Genomic DNA, 19,522 nt, shown 5'->3' on the forward strand with positions numbered 1-19,522 from the left:
TATCATTTAGAAACCACTTGCTTTTTTTCTGCGTAGGTATACCTGATAGATGATTATAAAATGTCATTCCTTCAAAACCAACTGAATATATATGATAATAAGATTACAGATTTTCTACTAAATTTATCAAAAACGAATCGCTGATTATTTACAGTGGCCTCGTTTTTTTTTGTTTTATGAAGGTTCTATTATCTCATTTATGGAGTTGGGAATAATTAATTTAAAACTCAAATTATGAAAAAGACCGTTACTCGAAACTTCCTAATGGTTGTTTCAATTTTACTAACAACGACTTTGTCTTACGGACAATATGTCGTTATAAACAATGCCGATAGTGGCCCTGGTTCGCTTAGAGCCGCCGTGGGTTTAGCGAATGCAGCAGCGGGAGCAAATACTATAACATTTAATGCTAACTATACTATCAACCTTACTTCAGGGCAAATAGGTATCACCGATGATTTAACCATCACTGGTAATGGCATTGGAAACACCATAATTGATGCCAGTGGAAACGCTGCCAGAATATTCGGTGCGCTAAATTTCAATATGCTAACGATCGATGGAATAACCTTCCGTAATGCTTTAGCAACTGGAGATGCAGGTGCGGTAGGAATTAGAAACGTAGCCAACGCCTCGGTTCTTAATTCTGAATTTGCAGGTAATACAACAAATGGATTGAACGGAGCGGGTGCTCTTGGGATCGATAATGGGAATTTGTTAATAGATACATGTATTTTCACAAATAACAAAGCTACTAATACAACTTCTAGTAGTGGAGGTGCTGTAGGAAATATTACTTCAGGAACCTTTACTGTTTCAAATTCAACATTTACAAATAACATTACAAATCGTGCCGGTGGTGCGATCGAGATTAAATCTCCAGGTCTTGTTACGATTACAAATTCTAATTTTTCAAGTAACAGTGCAATCGGAAGTGTTTCATCCCCAGGAAATGGTGGTGTGTTGCATATAACCGGAGGCGCTAATTCCATAATCACGGGAGGAACAATGATGAATAACAGTGCAGCCCTCGAGGGAGGCGCTCTTTGGAATGGAAGTGGAACTATGACGGTTGATGGAGTTATAATAAGTGGAAACACCGTTACAACTACACTTGGTGCCGATGATGGTGGTGGAGGAATCTTCAATAACACAGGAACTTTAAATGTTCAGAATGCATCTTCAATAACAGGAAACTCTGTCGTTGGAACAGCAGCTTCTGGTGGAGGGATCTTAAATTTAATGGGTTCGTTAACGGTTTCAGATTCAGAAATAAGCGGTAACTCGGCAGTTAGAGCTGGTGGAGGTATCGAAGACAATAATGGATTAGTATTGAATCTAACAAATGTAGACCTTTCAACAAATACAGTAACAGGACCTCCTGGAAATGGGGGTGGACTTCATATTACCGGATCTGTTAATTCCAATATTACCGGCGGAATGGTAAATGGAAATATCGCTGCACTTGAAGGTGGTGGATTATGGAACGGAAGTGGAACAATGACAATAACCGACACGCAAATCGATGGTAACGATGCTCAAGGTGGCGCAGCTGCAGATGATGGTGGTGGAGGAATTTTTAATAATACTGGTGCACTTATAGTTGGAGGAACAACTACGATCACTAATAATACGGCCTCAGGAACTTTAGGTTCTGGTGGTGGAATCTTAGCGTTACAAGGGACTTTAACCATAGACGGAATTACAATTGCTAATAATACAGCCAATAGAGCTGGTGGTGGATTAGAGATCAACGGCTTCGCAGGAGCGGGATACATCTTTAATAATGTAACCTTTGACAACAATAGCATCGCAACACCTAACCCAGGTAATGGAGGTGGTTTTCATGCTACTGGCGCAATAAATACTTTCTTTAATAATTGTATTATAACTAATAATTCAGCCAACGAAGGTGGGGGCTTATGGAATAACAACGGAACTATGGATATTAATGGTTCTACCATTACTGGAAATAGTGCATTAGGTTCGAACACTGGTGGTGGAGGGATCTTCAACCTTGGTGGCGGAACTGTTGATATCGATGCTGCAACATTGTTAACTCAAAACATAGCCGATGGAACATTAATCGGTGGACGTGGTGGAGCAATCTTCAATAATACTGGTGGAACACTAATCATTGAGTCGGGATCTACAATAAATGGTAACTATGCTAGTAGAGCTGGTGGAGCCATAGAAGATAATTCAGGTGGAACTTTAATGTTGAGTGGTGTTACCTTACAAGGAAATGCGGCCGGTGTTGATATAGGACTTGGTAATCCAATTAATCCAAACCCTGGAAACGGAGGAGCGATTCACCTTTCAGGAACAACCAACGCGACTTTAGATTTCTTTTGTAATGTTTCAAATAACCTTGCTGCCTCTGAAGGTGGTGGTTTATGGAATAATACAGGAACCTTAGCAGTTAACTTTCCAATTATGGATGGAAATATGGCCAGCGGTGATGATCCTGACCATGGTGGTGGTGCCGTTTATAATAATGGTGGAACCCTTGTTCTTAATGGTGGGGCTTACTCAAATAATGTAGCCAATGGAGTTTTAGGATCTGGTGGTGCTGTTTTAAGCACCAATGGTAATGTTACCATGACCGATGTATTAATGGCTTTCAATTCTTCAAATCGTGCCGGTGGTGCTATTGAAGTTATTGACGGAACACTATTAATGGGAGGAAACTTCAATTTAAACCAAAATAATGCAGGTGCGAATCCAGGAAATGGAGGAGCAGTGCATATAACAGGAACTGCGAATTCTACATTTAATGGAGGTACTGTTGGAAATAATATTGCAGGTCGTGAAGGTGGTGGACTATGGAATAGTACCGGAACCATGACTGTTAATGGAACAACATTAAACGCGAATATAGCAAGCGGTGCTGCCGCCCATGATGGTGGTGGAGGAATCTTCAATAACGGAGGAACGCTTACAGTGAATGCAGGTACTACAATAGGAAATAATTTAGCTAATGGGGCCTCTGGTTCTGGAGGTGGAATATTTAGTACTGCCGGTGCCGTAACTGTTACAGGAACTAACATTCAGTTTAACGGTGCAAACCGCGCTGGGGGTGGAGTTGAAATTGTAGATGGAACCGCAGACTTTACAGATACAAATCTTATTAATAATGACGTAGATGGAACTGCTACCGGTGGAACTCCAGCACCTGGTAATGGAGGTGGGTTGCATGTAACTGGTGGGGCAACTACTGTTACATATACTAACGGATCTGTCTTCGGAAATGTGGCTGCTTCGGAAGGAGGCGGACTCTGGAACAACGGTGGAACAATGACCGTGTCAGGAACGACTTTAGTTTCGGCAAATGGCGCAAGCGGTGACGCATCAGACAATGGTGGTGGAGGTCTCTTTAATAATGGAGGTACCATGAATGTAAACGCAGGTGTTTCCATAACCGATAATTATGCTGATGGAACTGCAGGTTCCGGAGGTGGAATTTTTAGTACCGGTGGGACACTTACAATAGATGGCGCAATCATAACTGGTAATGAGGCTAATAGAGCTGGTGGTGGAATTGAAATTGCAGGAGGTGCTTTAGTATTAACCAATACGAATTTAGATACAAATAACGCTGGTGTTGCTCCTGCGGTAGCTGCTCCCGGAAACGGTGGTGGACTTCACGTTGGTGGAACTGCAACGGCAAGTATTATAGGAGGTACTGTCGATTCAAACATAGCTGCTGCCGAAGGTGGTGGACTATGGAATGGTGGCGGAACTATGATTGTAGATGGTACTCCGGTAACAAATAACATCGCAAGTGGACCGAACGCCGATAATGGTGGTGGAGGTCTTTATAATGATGGAGGGACATTGAATGTATTAGCTGGAACATCAATTACAAATAACATTGCCGATGGAACCGCTGGTTCTGGTGGTGGTATTCTAAGTACTGGTGGAGTTGTTAACGCAACAAGCGTAATAATAACCGACAACCGAGCTAATAGAGCTGGTGGAGGAATTGAAATCGCCGGTGGTAATTTGAATCTTACAGATTCTACCTTAGATACAAATAATGTTGGTGTTGCTCCCGCGGTAGCTGCACCCGGAAACGGTGGTGGTCTTCACTTAGGAGGAACTGCAACTGCTACCATAACAGGTGGAACAGTTAATGCGAACATAGCTGCTGCTGAAGGTGGTGGACTATGGAATGGTGCTGGAACGATGACAATAAATGGTACTCCTGTAACAAATAATATCGCTAGTGGACCAAATGCCGATAATGGTGGTGGTGGTTTATATAACGATGGAGGTACGCTTGATATCCTTACAGGAACTGTAGTCCAAGGAAATATAGCAAACGGAACTTCTGGTTCTGGTGGTGGTATCTTATCTACAGCTGGAACTGTGAATATTGCCGACATTACGATCTTTCAAAACTATGCGAATCGTGCCGGTGGTGGAATCGAAGTAATTGATGGTGCATTAAATCTTACAGGGACTACTGTTGCATTAAACGATGTAAATGGAACTGCTGGTACTCCTAATCCGGGTAACGGAGGAGGAATTCATATTTCTGGTGTAACTGCTACCAATATTAATAACGCAACAATTTCAGCAAACAATGCCTTCAATCAAGGTGGTGGACTTTGGAATCAAGCCGGAAGTGTTATGAACCTTAATAATACTATGGTCAATTTAAACAACGCCGTAAGTGGACAAGGTGGTGGAGGTATCTATAATAACGGTGGAAACATGGGACTTATAGATGTAACAGCACAGAGTAACAATGCGACTGGTGTTTCAGGTTCTGGTGGTGGAATACTATCGACCGATGGAAATATTACAATCATTGGCGGAATGATCGATGCCAACGCTGCAAATCGCGCAGGGGGTGGTGTAGAAATTATCAACGGGATCTTTAATATGACCAATGGTTCTATGATAGGTAATAATGTTGATGGAACCGCTGGTACTCCTGCTCCTGGAAATGGTGGAGGAATGCATATTACAGCTATAGCAACGGTTATGATTTCTGCAAGTACGATTACTAATAATCAGGCTGCCTCTGAAGGTGGTGGATTATGGAATCAAGTAGGAAGTACGATGACTGTAGATAGTTCATTATTGGATGCTAATGAAGCAGATGGAGATGATGCTACCAATGGTGGTGGTGGAATTTTCAACAATGGAGGTACATTAATGGTACAAAACCTAACAACTATTTCGAATAATAACGCAACGGGAACATCAGGTTCTGGTGGTGGAATTCAAAATGTTGATGGTGGTAGTGTTACAGTAAACAATTCTGCAATCACTAATAACTTCGCAAGAAGAGCAGGTGGTGGTATTGAAGATAATTCGACTGCTGGAGCAGGAACTATTACTATGTTTAATGTAAATCTTGATAATAATCAAGCGTCAATGGCTCCGGGTAATGGAGGTGGATTACATATCACAGGTCCTGGTAATGCAACAATTACTAGTGGTACCGTAAATGGAAATTCAGCTTCTTCGGAAGGTGGAGGTCTATGGAGTGGTAGTGGTTCGATGACTGTTGATTCAGTTGTAATAGATGGAAATACAGCAAGTGGAGCCGATGCCGATCAAGGTGGTGGTGGAATCTTCAACGAAGGTGGAACACTAGTGGTTTCTAATGCGACGATTTCAAATAATATAGCTAATGGAGCTTCTGGTTCTGGTGGTGGTATCTTGAATAATCTTGGAACATTGTCTGTAACCGATTCAGACTTAAGTGGAAACACTTCAATGAGAGCCGGTGGTGCAATTGAAGAGAAATCAGTGGCCGGAAGTGTACTAACACTTACAAATGCTAATATGATGAACAACAGCACTGCATCTGCTCCTGGTAACGGAGGTGGATTACATATTTCAGGTGCTGGAGATTCGAATATTACAGGTGGTACTTCAACTGGAAATACTGCTTCTGCCGAAGGTGGAGCTTACTGGAATGGTGGTGGAACAATGACCATGGATGGAACAACAGTAGATGGAAACACAGCAAGTGGAGCTGATGCCGATCAAGGTGGAGGTGGAATCTTCAACGAAGGAGGAACACTTTCAGTAATGAACTCAACTATTTCAAACAATATAGCTGATGGAGCTTCTGGTTCTGGTGGTGGTATTTTGAATAATCTTGGAGCATTAACTGTTACCGATTCAGACTTAAGTGGAAACGTTTCAATGCGAGCTGGTGGTGCGATTGAAGAGAAATCGGTGGCCGGAAGTGTACTAACACTTACAAATGCTAATATGATGAACAACAGCACTGCATCTGCTCCTGGTAACGGAGGTGGATTACATATTTCAGGTGCTGGAGATTCGAATATTACAGGTGGTACTTCAACTGGAAACACTGCTTCTGCCGAAGGTGGAGCTTATTGGAATGGTGGAGGAACCATGACCATGGATGGAACAACAGTAGATGGAAATACAGCAAGTGGAGCCGATGCCGATCAAGGTGGAGGTGGAATCTTCAATGAAGGTGGAACACTAAATGTTTCAAATGCTACGATTTCAAATAATATTGCCGACGGGGCCTCTGGTTCTGGTGGTGGTATCTTGAATAATCAAGGTAGTCTGAATGTTTCAAATTCAGAATTAAATAGCAATATAGCGAGCAGAGCTGGTGGTGGAATCGAAGAAAATAGTATTGCAGGAAACATGATTAATCTTATTGACGTGGTTTTGACAAACAATACAGCTTCAGCAGCACCCGGAAACGGAGGTGGACTGCATATTACTGGAATGGGAGATGCTACTATTACAGGTGGATCTGCAACTGGAAATATAGCAGCTTCCGAAGGTGGAGCTCTTTGGAATAGTCTAGGAACAATGACAATTGATGGAATGACCATTGATGGAAATACTGCTCAAGGTGCAGCTGCCGACAATGGTGGAGGTGGTGTATTTAATAATGGTGGTACACTTGATATTGTTAATGGAACTACTATTTCTAATAATCTAGCAACAGGAGCTTCAGGTTCAGGTGGTGGTTTGCTTAGTACAGCAGGTAATGTGACTGTTACCGCTGCAACTTTTGAAGGAAATGCAGCGAATCGTGCTGGTGGTGCTATAGAATTAATAGATGGTACGTTGACGTTCGTTTCTTCGGAAATGATGAATAACGATGTAAACGGAACTGCAGGAACTCCAGCTCCAGGTAATGGTGGTGGACTCCATATTACAGGAACAACTGGAACGATTAATATATCATTGAGTTCTATATCAGGAAATGCTGCGGCAAATCAGGGTGGGGGACTTTGGAATCAGAATGGAACTACAATGAATATTGTAGATTCTACCGTAGATACAAACTCGGCTGCTGAAGGTGGTGGTGTTTATAACAACACTGGTGGTATTGCATTTGCAACGACGAGTACGATTTCCGGTAACACCGCAACTTCAAATGGTGGTGGTATAGCCAATGATGGTGCGAGTTTCGATTTAAATGCAGTAACGGTAGCGATGAATTCTTCTGCTGGAAACGGTGGTGGAATTGATAGTGAAACAACAACTTCATTAAAAAACACGATTGTGGCTACAAATACAGCTGCTTCTGGTATGGATGTGAATGGTACATTTGTTTCAAACGATTACAATCTAATTGGAACCGATGATGCCAATGCATTCCCAGCACAGGCAAATGATTTGGAAGAAGCTGATGCGATGTTAGGACCTCTTCAGAATAATGGAGGAACAACTCAAACACATGAATTATTAGTTGGATCTTTAGCTTATAATGCTGGTGACCCGGCAGATGCTTTCGATGATCAGATTGGACAAGCGGTATTTGATACAGTTCGTGATATGGGAGCTTTTGAAGCTCAGGATATTTTACTTTCTATTGAAGATATTTCTTTGAATGGATCTGGAATAACTGTTTATCCGAACCCATCAAAAGGATATGCTACTGTTGATATTCCTAATGAGATTGGAGCTGAGGTACAGATCACAATTATTGAAATGGCTTCCGGTAGAATGGTGAAGAATTTCCCATCGAATAGCGGAGCTAATGAAATAGACTTTAATGCTTTCGCAGATGGAATTTATATAATCAATGTGGTTTCTGAAAACGTAATATCAACACATAGATTGATTTTAGCTAAATAGTACTTAAATTAGCTTATGCATTTAAACCCTCTTCTTATTTGAAGGGGGTTTATTTTTGTTTAAAATTGAAACTGTGAACATACCCAATGCATACTTCAGAAAAATCTGCCTGTCCTAGGTTAGCGTTGAGGTTGGCGCCAATAAACAAGTTGTTTTTAGGTTGAGATCTTGTGCCGATTATATAATATTTAAGCCCAAGTCGGGAAGCAATACGATTCTTCTTTTTATAGCTCGAATCGAACTCACCTAACATCCAGGTTAATGGTATATCTCTTGGTGTATTTTTCCATCCTTGATTTATTCTCCAATCAAATTGATAAGCGGGCTTGTGAATATTTACCCCTATCTGAAGATCGATTCCAAAATGATTAAGTAAAACCTCTCCATTGAGGCTAATCCCAATATTAGAAGCATTCCACCGCGGATTCTCTTTAAAATGCTCAAATTCTCTACCGTCCTGAACTAAAGATTCATTATTTACGATATAATCATAATAGTGTTGATAATAACGATAATACAATCCAATTCCCAACTTATAGGTATTGTTATAAACCCTCCCATACACTCCAGAAATAGTGTACACATCTTTCTTATCGTTAAAATCGCCTGCCTCACCAAGAACGTTAATTCCGTAACCTGTACGAATAGATAGAAAACTATATACTGAATTTGAAAGCGGGGATAATGAAGGTGTCTCCATTTTATTTTCTTCGGAAGATGGTTTAATATCGGCAGAAAGACTTACTAAGAATGAATTATAACCTTGATTTAGCAATTTTGTATGCCCGTTCGAATGATGAAAAAAACCTCCTCCGAGACGCCAATCAAGTCTAGGTCCCGAAAGTATTTTATAATGCATTATAACTCTGAATGACCAAGTAAGATCTGTTGTTACGGCGAGATTATTCGGATTCTTAAGAGCATCGTATTTTTTTGTAAAATAAGAACCTCCCATTCCCACTAGAAGCTTTAAGTTTTTTCTTCCGAAGGCATTAAATTCAATAAATGGCATAGCTACAATAGCATAACCAAGACTATCTCTGTTTCCAAAATCTGCCAACCCGAAGGCAATTCCTGTTCTGGGGCCTTTTAGTCGTCGCGCCCACTCCTGAGAATTAGTATCATGCTCCCATCCTAAACCAATCATGAACTGTTTGTGAAAATCGTGTTCCGGAAAGTTTGAATTTGGTTCTGCAGTAACTCCACCCATAATTTCAGGAGTGAAAATAACGCCTTTTTTTACGGTTGGAATTTCAATATCCTGAGCAAAAAGGCTAAGTGAACAAAACAGTAGTATAAAAAGAGTAAAATTTTTCATTTAGCGATGCAAGTAACAATAACTCGTTTAATTTTAAAAATTAAAGTTTACTTTCGTCAGAAATAATTGCATTCTATGATCGATACTTTGAAGAATATTATCCAGGAAATGGCGAATATCGCATGGGGGCTCCCATTGCTAATTCTGTTGATCGGCGGTGGATTGTATCTTATTTTTCGAATTGAATTTTTACCTTTTCGCTATTTAGGACATGCAATTGCTGTTCTTAGAGGGAAGTACGATAATAAATTGGATGTTGGTGAAATTTCACATTTTCAGGCGCTCACAACTGCACTTTCTGCAACTATAGGGATGGGAAATATCTCTGGGGTGGCGCTCGCCATTTTTATTGGTGGTCCCGGAGCTGTATTTTGGATGTGGGTAAGTGCCGTGATTGGGATGTCGACAAAGTTCTTTACAGCCTCTCTAGCGATAATGTTTCGCGGAAAAGATTCCAATGGAGATATGCAAGGAGGGCCAATGTATTTTATTACAGAAGGTTTGGGGAAAAAATGGAAACCTTTGGCGGTACTTTTTAGTGTTGCGGGTTTGGTAGGCGCGTTGCCAGTTTTTAATGTAAATCAGTTAACCCAAGCGATTAACGACCTTTTATTGAAACCTGCCGGATTGTATTACGGATTTCAAAGCAATGTTATTATAGGAGTAGTTTTATCCATAATTACTTCAATTGTTATTCTAGGCGGCCTGTCCCGAATTAGTAAAACGGCTTCTAAGTTGGTCCCTGCAATGGTGGTGATTTATTTTATTATGGTTATGATCATATTAGGAATTCACATTGATCAAGTCCCAAAATATTTTTTATTAATTTTTACTGAAGCTTTTTCAGCTTCATTGTACAATGGTGATGCTTTTCTAGGCGGTGCAATAGGAGGATTAATACTATTAGGAATTAGAAGAGGAGCATTTTCAAATGAAGCCGGAATTGGTACGGCACCTATGGCTCACGGTGCAGCCAAAACAAATGAGCCTATACGTGAAGGGTTGGTAGCGATGTTAGGACCTGCTATTGATACATTAGTAATATGCACATTAACGGCATTGGCGATCCTGGTAACAGGCGTATGGGAATCCAGTGATGCTAATGGTGTAAGTTTAACGGCAAAAGCATTTACGGAAACAATTCCTGTTTTTGGAAAGTATGCTCTTTTACTCTGTATTGTAGTATTTAGTATTTCTTCACTCTTCTCATATTCTTATTATGGTACGAAGTGCATGTCATTCCTATTTGGTGCTAAACACAAACACATTTACAACTATTTTTATATTGCTAGCATTATGATGGGGGCGACAACAACATTGTTAATGATGGTTAATTTAATAGATACTTTTTTTGCGATAATGGCAATTCCAACTATGTTAAGCACCATTTTACTTGCACCTAAGGTAGTAAAGGAGGCACGAAGGTATTTTCAGAAATTAAAAGAAAGCTAATTATTGAATTCTCTATTGATAAGTAAGTTGAGGGCTTTGGAAAATTTCTCTGCCCCTTTAGGGTTTAAATGATTCTGATTTATAAAATCTGAGGCACTAAAGTTAACAGTGTCGGTTTCTTTGTTGAATAGGCGAAGATTATCATATTTAACGGAAATAATCTGTAAAATACTATCTCTGCGTCTCAGAATATCAGGATTTCTCTTTTTCAAATAGGTTTTATAAAGTGGCATAGTACAAACCACCACATTTAATTTTTCAGATTTACAGTAGTCCAACATCTCAAATAGAAATTGAGTGTTCTTAGTAAATAAATCAATATCAGTTGTTGTATTTATTCTGAAGTTATGAATTTTGGAGATGGAGGTTTCATTGTAATCCAGACTTTTAAAGGAGCCTTCAAAATCAGATTCGTTAAATCCGTATTTATTGTAATTGGGTTCCTTTATTCCTATAAAATAGTGATCAATTAGCTTTTTGGAGTAAATATCCGGGTTTGACAAATAAATAAGCTTATCCTTAAAATAAGTATTTCTTCCGAAGGCATTCACATTATAATACTTTAAATAAACAGCATTCTTCCAGAAATTATCACTGTTATGAGGTAATTCAAGATGACTATACGAGAGTTCGAGAATTACATATTTTAAATTGGGTAAACGATCTCTTGTTTGTTTAAGAATATTGAAATCCAGTCCATGATGCTGAGCTGTCGAAGCTAAGCTAATTGCGGGGTTGCTTAAGTATTTAGGATTTATCGCACTATTTGTCTGTGAAGGTCCTAAAGCGAGAATCTCTATCTCGTCGTGATGATTCTTAAAATAATCACTCGTAATTGTATAATTGAAAGGAATTTGTAAAATCATTAATTCTGCTAAGGCGAATATGAGCAACACCGGTACAAAGAATACCAGTGCTTGTTTGAAGAAGCCGAAGGGGCCATTCTTAAAACTGAAAATAGATGAACTGCTCTTTTGGTCCTGCATATCTTATGAGTGCAAATATAATTGTATAATAAAGTAGCCATCGAAGTGGTCTAGCTATTTTTTTCTCTAATCCTTCTAGCGGATATGCTTTAAATCGCGTACTCACCTCGGTTATAATTAAAATTGGAATGATGAGAATTTTCATACCAATAACGAAGGAGAAATTTTCACTTGGTATAAAAGACAAAATACGTTTTATAATGGCAATTGCTGTTCCAATCGAATCTGATCTAAAAAAGATACAAGACGTCATTATTAATGTAAAACTATAAATAATGGTGAGCGATAAGGGTATCTTTGACAGGTATGTAATTAGACTGAATTGCCTATTTCCATATCGAATAGGTATTCGTTCTATGGAAATAGTAACTGCCTGAAAGACACCAAAGGCAACAAATGTCCAATTCGCACCGTGCCAGAGACCAATTAGTGTCATAGTAACGAATAACGCCAGCGTTTTAATTAAATAGTTTCGTTTACTATTTTTTATAAGGGGTCCATAAACGTAATCAGTAAACCATTTTGTAAGTGTAATATGCCATCTTTGCCAAAATTCGGAAACAGTACGAGATAAATACGGAATATTGAAGTTCTTACTTAATCTGAATCCAAACAATTTCGCCGTCCCTATTGCGATATCGCTATACCCGGAAAAATCACAATAGATTTGAAAAAAGAATAGCGCTGAAGCATACAAAAGCGATAAACTTCCATAATCTTCAGGTGAAGCATAGATTGCATTAACAACGACTGCAACGTTGTCTGCCACAAGCATTTTTTTGAATAATCCCCATAAGATCTGTCGTAAGCCTTCTTTGGAATTTTGTACATCAAATTTACGTACTTTTTGAAACTGTGGGAGCAATTTGCCCGCTCTTTCAATAGGGCCTGCTACAAGCTGCGGAAAGAAACTGACGAAGCATAAAAACTCCACCAGATTATTGGTTGCCTTTATACGCTTCCGATAGACATCTATCGTATAGCTCATTGTCTGAAAGGTATAAAAGCTCAAACCAACGGGAATAATTACATCCCAAATCATAAAGCCTTCCGAAGAAGAAGGTAGAGAGAATAATTCTGTAAAACTATCTACGAAAAAATTATAGTATTTAAAGACAATAAGAACTCCAAGATTAAAGAGAATACTAATCCATAAAAATAACTTTCGTTTATGACCATTGTTGCTATTGAATATAGCTTTAGCAGCGGAAAAATCGATCAATGAACTTGCCACAATTAATGAAAGAAAACGCCAATCCCAAAGCCCGTAGAAAACGTAGCTCGCAATAAGTAGAATGACATTCTGTGCAGTTCTTCGGCTAACGCCTACACTCCAATATAGGAGATAGACAATAATAAGAAAGACACCGAAATCAAAGGAATTGAATAGCACTTAGGGAAAATTAATTTGATGCTAAAGATAAAAAAAGGCTACCATAACAGTAGCCTTTCTCTAAAAATATATAAGTTAAGCTAATTAGTAAGCTTGAACAATGATTTGATCGAATGCAAACTCATCTCTAGCTCCAGCTCCTAAAGCATCATCACCGTTTATACGTAAGTATAGGAAATCACCCGCATTAAGAGTTATTGGAAATGTTCTGTTGAAATATCCAAATTTTAATTGAAAACCTAAGGCATCCTGCACTTCAGTGGTTGTAAATTCACTTGCCGTGATAGTGTTATAAGTAACCCCATCATTAGAATAAGTCAAGGAATAGGTGTTACCTCTATCCTCATCATTATTGACATAAATATTTGAGCTAAAAATGACGTTCGTAAAATTCATTCCTGTTGTATTCTCAATCTTAAAGTCGAAAGTACCGGGTGTAAAATCTGAACCTCCAGGTTGAACTCCCAAAGCTATATTTCCAGAACCAATATCGAATGCATAAATACCGCCAGTTGTGACACCTCCTGCGCTAGATCCTCTTGCAAAGTCACCGGATGTTTGAGTTCCGCCATATGTTAATGTACCAGAAAACCCGGATGCAATAATTATATCAGAATCCAATTGTCCTGCAGTTGGAGTTGGTGCAAATCCTGCTCCTGTAAATGTTTGAAAATCCTCAGTGTACAAAGTGGTTAAACAAGTGTTGTCACTAACTAAAGAACCAGTTATGGTTCCGTAACTAAAAGTCTCCCAATGCCAAACTCCACCAACACTAGAACAGTCGTTCGCTCCGCTTGGTTGGTTGTCAAATAAATGATATGCATCCCATGTTATTGGTGCACCTCCAGCAGTAAATGAACCGTCGATATTACAATCTGTATAAGTCCCGTTTACAACGCAAGTGTCTTGATTTCCTGTACCGTTAAATACAGTTGATCCAAGTACTGCCTGTGTTGTTACAGTACCAACCCCGTCTGGAACAGAAAATACCATGTTGAAAGTCTGAGTCGAAGTATTATTAAGACTTGGGTGATCATTACATGCTACACATACATAAGTACCTGTAATTGGAGTTATTGGAGCTCTGCTTGAGTGTTTTGCAATTAAAATAGCACTCTCTAAATCGCGAAAAACTACATTGCTAACCACCGGATTTGAACCATCTGCATTTACAACAAATGTAAACGATAGGTCTTCAGAAATAAATTCTAAATTGGTAATGTCCAGCCCATTTTCTACTCTCGCAGTGGCCTTAGCAACAAAGGTTTCTCCTGTATTTAATGTAATACTAGCAATTGGATAAACGCTTGTAGCTTGTTTAGACAATTGAGTCAAAGGAAGGTTGATATCAACGATCGCTCTGTACTCAGAGTTGTTCGTTGTAAAGACACCTTTGTAGGACCCTAGATTTGAATTTTCAGTGGCTAATTCGTACTTAAGATTTTCTTGTTTGTCGAGCATTTCATTGTTATCGACACTACACGAAATAAAAAGTGAGGTTGCAATAAATAAGTAAATAATTTTTTTCATTCTAGTTCAGTTTTTTTTTGATTGACAAAAGTAATAATTTAGCTCTAAACACCTAGTTCTACTTGAGTTAATTTTGAGATCATTCAAATGGTCAAAAACACCTAATTGTTTCAAGAAATTTATTCTAAATACTATTATCCTATTTATTTAGTATAGGGGAAATCAATTCTGTGTTTTTCTTAAGATTTTCTATAGAAATAGTATAACTTCAGAAAATACAATAGGCTACCAAAATGGTAGCCTATTGTAAAAATTTATAGAAATAAAAGATTAGATCCCTTGCACTCGAACATTGTCGATAGCAATTTCATCTCTTGAACCACTTCCTGCAACATCATCACTTGAAAACCTTAGATAGATATAACTACCTGCTGCCACAGTCGCGTTAACTGTCGTTGACCTCTTGGTTTTAACAAATCCAAGTCCATCTGCTGTCACTGGAGATGTATAGTTTAGTGCAGCAACCGGAGTATAGCTAACACCATCAGTTGAATACGAAAAATTCAGTGAATTTGACCTATTTTGGTCGTTATTCACAAAAATAGTGTAGGAAAAAAAGAATTCGTTTACTGTCATCCCTGTATTATTTACAATTCTGAAATCTATATCACCAGGTGTAAAATCACTACCTCCAGGTTGTACTCCAAAAGCGTAATTTCCATTTCCTGTATTGAAAGCATAAATCCCTCCCGTACTAACACCGCCGGTACTCAAACCTCTGGCAAAATCACCCGATAATTTAGTGTCTCCCCAAGCCATCGCACCATCGCTCATGCCATTAACTTTAATTATGTTTGAATTTAATTTTCCATTAGCTCCGTTTGGTTCAAAACCCAATCCACGGAAAGCTTGGAATCTTCTATTGTATAGTCGTTTGTAACAAGGCGCATCACTATCAAAAGTTCCTGCTAGTATACCGTAACTGGTTGTTTGGTAGTTCCAAGTACCAAATGCTCCCGAACAATCGTTAGGATTTGTGGCATTTTTATTATACCTGTGTGTACCTTCCCACTTTACAGCACCACCAAGAACTGTGAATCCTACATCTGTACCTGCGTCACCACTTGCCACCTGGCACGTGTCAAAATTGCCAAAAGTAGAGCAAGTATCTTGTTTACCTATTCCGTTCCATGATTGCCCTCCTAATACAACTTGTGTTGTCATAGTCGTGGTACCACTTCCGGCCCCTGTGTATATCATATTGAAGGTCTGGGTTTCTCCAATATTCATTCCGGGAAAATCATTACAAACCGTACACTCATACGTTCCTGTAATAGGCACTACCGGAGCTTTGCTCGAGTGTTTCGCAATTAAGATAGCACTTTCTAAATCAAGAAAAACAACATTGTTTACAACCGGATTTGTTCCGTCTGAATTTACAGAAAATGTAAATGAAAGATCTTTAGAAGAAAATTCTAGATTTGTAATGTCTAAGCCATTTTCTACTCTAGTAGTAGATCTAGCAATAAAAGTATCTCCTGTATTTAAAGTAATACTCGCAATCGGATAAACGTTTGTAGCTTGTTTCGTTATTTGATCCAATGGAAGATTGATATTTACGATAGCTCGGTATTCAGAGTTATTAGTTGTAAATACACCTTTATAAGTTCCTAGATTAGAATCTTCCGTGGCTAATTCGTACTTCAGATTTTCCTGACTTGAAGTTTCTTCAAGCTTATCCACACTACAAGAAGATATAAGCACGGCGGTAAGAAGTAAATAGATAAATTTTTTCATAAGTAATTTTATTGAATTTGGAAATTTGAAAAGCAAAAATATGTTTTTAATCGGAATTAAACGCTATTAAACGATTTAATTCCAATTAATAAAATGGCAGAAATATGTTTGATTCAGTTAGTTTTATGACTAACAAGCATTTAGCCTTGGATGAAGATTTAAAGCTATTGTTCGATACTACTCGAAATAGCTAAAAGTTTCACCATTTTTCATTTTCAATAAAGTCTCGTAAATTAGTTTTATTACATTTTCTACATCATCTCTGTGAACCATTTCAACAGTGGTATGCATATAGCGAAGTGGTAACGAAATAAGCGCACTGGCGACCCCACTATTGCTATAAGCAAATGCATCAGTGTCGGTACCTGTGGCACGGGATAGAGCCGCACGCTGAAAAGGAATTTTTTTCTGCTCGGCAGTTGTAGTGATTAGATCTCTCAGCTTTTGTTGCACTGCAGGTGCGTATGCAATAACAGGACCCGCTCCGAGTTCGACCGAACCTTGTTTTTTCTTGTCTATCATTGGGGTAGTGGTGTCATGAGTTACATCAGTAACAATGGCAACATCCGGCTTAATTCTTTCTGCAATCATTTGTGCTCCCCTTAAACCAATTTCCTCTTGTACAGAATTGGTAATATAAAGACCAAAAGGAAGTTTCTTTTTATTTTCATGCAAGAGGCGAGCGACTTCAGCAATCATAAAACCACCCATGCGATTGTCTAAGGCTCTACAAACAAATTTATCTCCATTTAAAATATGAAAAGTATCTGGATAGGTGATTACACAGCCAACATGGATTCCCATCTTTTCAACTTCTTCTTTGTCTTTGGCTCCCACATCAATAAAAATATTGTCAGGTTTTGGAGCTTCTTCTTTTGATTTATTTCGGGTATGAATAGCTGGCCAACCAAATACTCCTTTTATTATTCCGTCTTTGGTATGAATGTTTACGATCTTCGATGGTGCGATCTGATGGTCACTTCCTCCATTTCTAATAACATAGAGCAAGCCATTATCACTTATATAATTAACATACCATGAAATTTCATCGGCATGTCCTTCAATAACAACCTTAAATTTGGCTTTCGGATTAATAACCGCAACAGCCGTACCATAAGTATCGGTAAAGAACTCATCAACATAAGGCTTCAGATAATCCATCCACAGTTTCTGTCCGTCCCATTCATATCCTGTAGGAGCTGCATTATTAAGATAGTTTTCTAAAAAAGTGAGTGATTTTTTATTTAATATAGATTTTGCCATAGTAGAGTTTCAATTGGTTTTATAATCAACGGATTCAAAATTAGCAATTAATTGATTATAGAGCCCAGCAAATTGTTTATTTTTGGAATGATTTTAGTACAAAGTCTCTAAAAGTAAAAAATCCATGAAATTCTGTGCACACATATACATAAGTGTTCTCATGCTCGCTACATCTTCTATTGCTCAAACGGAAAAGGAATACAAAGAAAAGAAAAGCGATAGTATCGACGTTCCTTATTATATCGTAGATGGAGATACCATTTCCCGGGAATTTATTAATCTGGATGAGGTTGTTCTGCTTAATAAATTATCTTTTAATTCAAAAGAAGACCGTAGAAGGTATTTAATCCTAAGGCGTAAAACCAGAAAGGTGTACCCTTATGCTAAATTAGCATCCGAAAGGTTAACTACCATGACCGAACGATTAAATTCTATAGAGTCTAATCGGGATCGTAGGCGATATACAAAGAGAGTGCAAAAATATATTGAAGAAGAGTTTTCCGAAAAACTTAAAAACCTCACCCGTACCGAAGGACAGATTCTTGTAAAACTTATACATAGGCAAACAGGACGTACGGCATTCGACTTGGTGAAAGAATTACGTTCAGGCTGGAGGGCATTTTGGTATAATACTACAGCAAACATTTTTGAAATATCGATAAAGGAAGTGTACGAGCCATATGGTAATAAAGAGGACTACCTTATTGAAGATATACTGGAGCGATCTTTTCAGGCCAATATTTTGGAACGGCAGCAGCCAGCATTTGAAATTGACTATTTGGACTTAAGTAGTCATTGGAATAAAAAGACATCTTCAAATTAACACACACTTTTCTTGTGCAAGAATTTTATTTCTAGTACTTTAGTAATTCGCCCATATTTTAACGAGTATTGGGTATTAAGTTCTTTTTTGAGATATTCTATTGAATTTGTTAAGGTTTTGGGTGTTTCCCTCCCTTAAACTTCATCATCCAATCATCTTTGGGAATAGTGTTACTGGATTCAAAGTTAGAGACTTCTGTTTATTAAGCAGCGGGAGGGTCGGGCTTTTCGTTATATCCCCATAGTAGTCGCGAAGTGAGCTTCGCTCTACTTCATCGGCACTAAAGGGGATGTCACTGCAATCCCTAACACAGATTTTGGTTAAATTAATAGACTTCAGGATATTAAAAATAAATCGAAAAATACTTTGATTTTAATTAGGTGGAAACGGAAAAGAGGTTGTATTTTTGCACCCGCTTACAGAAACAGCTACGGTTGTTAAAGCAAAGCAAAAACAACGGTCTGAAATTTTCTTAAAATAGTTTTCAAAAAAGATTGCAGGAATTAAAAACTGTAGTATATTTGCACCCGCCAAAAGAAGCAGTAATTGTTTCTCGAAGCAACGCAGAACAACAGTCTAAAATTTTTTTGAAATTATATTTAAAAAACCATTGCAGGATTAAAAAACTGTTGTAAGTTTGCACCCGCTTAGAGAAACAGCGGAATTGAAAAAACGGCGAAAAGGATTGTAAATAGTGGTTCGACTCCATTACGTCACCAAATAAAGCGCTCCTATAGAGATAGGATTTTTTTTCACTTAGGTGGAGAGATGTTCTAAGGACAAGGAGGGCATGTTCATTGAGATATTGAAATTGACAGCGTAGGTTATGATTCGAAAGGATTGTAATCGACAAAGAAAAACTAAACTAAGTTAAATACCTGAGAATTTTTTTGAGGTTGAATAATTCGGAGTATAAAATTATT

At 38.3% G+C, this 19,522-nt stretch carries 9 protein-coding genes; 3 read left to right on the top strand and 6 right to left on the bottom strand.

Features of this window, described 5'->3' with window-relative positions; all coding sequences use genetic code 11:
- The first annotated feature begins 234 nt into the window (after positions 1-234).
- Complete coding sequence (locus BXY75_RS11705; protein WP_121907936.1) at positions 235-8,097, top strand: beta strand repeat-containing protein; 7,863 nt, start codon at positions 235-237, stop codon at positions 8,095-8,097.
- 49 nt (positions 8,098-8,146) lie between these two features.
- Here the strand turns inward: BXY75_RS11705 and BXY75_RS11710 are convergent, their stop codons facing one another.
- The gene (locus BXY75_RS11710; RefSeq protein WP_121907937.1) at positions 8,147-9,415 is read right to left on the bottom strand and encodes an acyloxyacyl hydrolase; all 1,269 of its coding nucleotides are present in this window, start codon (positions 9,413-9,415) and stop codon (positions 8,147-8,149) included.
- Positions 9,416-9,490: 75 nt separating this feature from the next.
- On the opposite strand from BXY75_RS11710, the gene BXY75_RS11715 reads away from it, so the two are divergent.
- The gene (locus BXY75_RS11715) at positions 9,491-10,867 is read left to right on the top strand and encodes an alanine/glycine:cation symporter family protein (RefSeq protein WP_121907938.1); all 1,377 of its coding nucleotides are present in this window, start codon (positions 9,491-9,493) and stop codon (positions 10,865-10,867) included.
- On the opposite strand, the gene BXY75_RS11720 is transcribed toward BXY75_RS11715, so the two are convergent.
- The 5 genes from BXY75_RS11720 to BXY75_RS11740 all read right to left on the bottom strand — a co-directional run bounded on the left by BXY75_RS11720 (position 10,864) and on the right by BXY75_RS11740 (position 17,776).
- Entirely contained in the window at positions 10,864-11,853 is a 990-nt protein-coding gene (locus BXY75_RS11720) for a hypothetical protein (RefSeq protein ID WP_121907939.1), read from the bottom strand. The genes BXY75_RS11715 and BXY75_RS11720 overlap by 4 nt on opposite strands.
- The gene (locus BXY75_RS11725; protein ID WP_121907940.1) at positions 11,813-13,246 is read right to left on the bottom strand and encodes an MBOAT family O-acyltransferase; all 1,434 of its coding nucleotides are present in this window, start codon (positions 13,244-13,246) and stop codon (positions 11,813-11,815) included. Before BXY75_RS11725 ends, BXY75_RS11720 begins: the two co-directional genes overlap by 41 nt.
- Before the next feature lie 84 nt (positions 13,247-13,330).
- Positions 13,331-14,776: a hypothetical protein gene (locus tag BXY75_RS11730; protein WP_121907941.1), complete on the bottom strand. Its 1,446-nt coding sequence runs from the start codon at positions 14,774-14,776 to the stop codon at positions 13,331-13,333.
- Between the two features lie 270 nt (positions 14,777-15,046).
- On the bottom strand, positions 15,047-16,513 hold the full coding sequence (locus BXY75_RS11735; RefSeq protein WP_121907942.1) for a hypothetical protein: 1,467 nt from the start codon (positions 16,511-16,513) through the stop codon (positions 15,047-15,049).
- Positions 16,514-16,690: 177 nt separating this feature from the next.
- Positions 16,691-17,776 (bottom strand): M42 family metallopeptidase, encoded by a 1,086-nt coding sequence (locus tag BXY75_RS11740; protein ID WP_121907943.1) that lies wholly within the window; start codon positions 17,774-17,776, stop codon positions 16,691-16,693.
- Between the two features lie 124 nt (positions 17,777-17,900).
- Here BXY75_RS11740 and BXY75_RS11745 point away from each other — a divergent pair, with 124 nt between their 5' ends.
- Positions 17,901-18,599 (top strand): DUF4294 domain-containing protein, encoded by a 699-nt coding sequence (locus tag BXY75_RS11745; RefSeq protein ID WP_121907944.1) that lies wholly within the window; start codon positions 17,901-17,903, stop codon positions 18,597-18,599.
- Positions 18,600-19,522 lie beyond the last annotated feature (923 nt).

It is taken from the genome of Ulvibacter antarcticus (genome assembly GCF_003688405.1).
Lineage (GTDB): Bacteria > Bacteroidota > Bacteroidia > Flavobacteriales > Flavobacteriaceae > Ulvibacter > Ulvibacter antarcticus.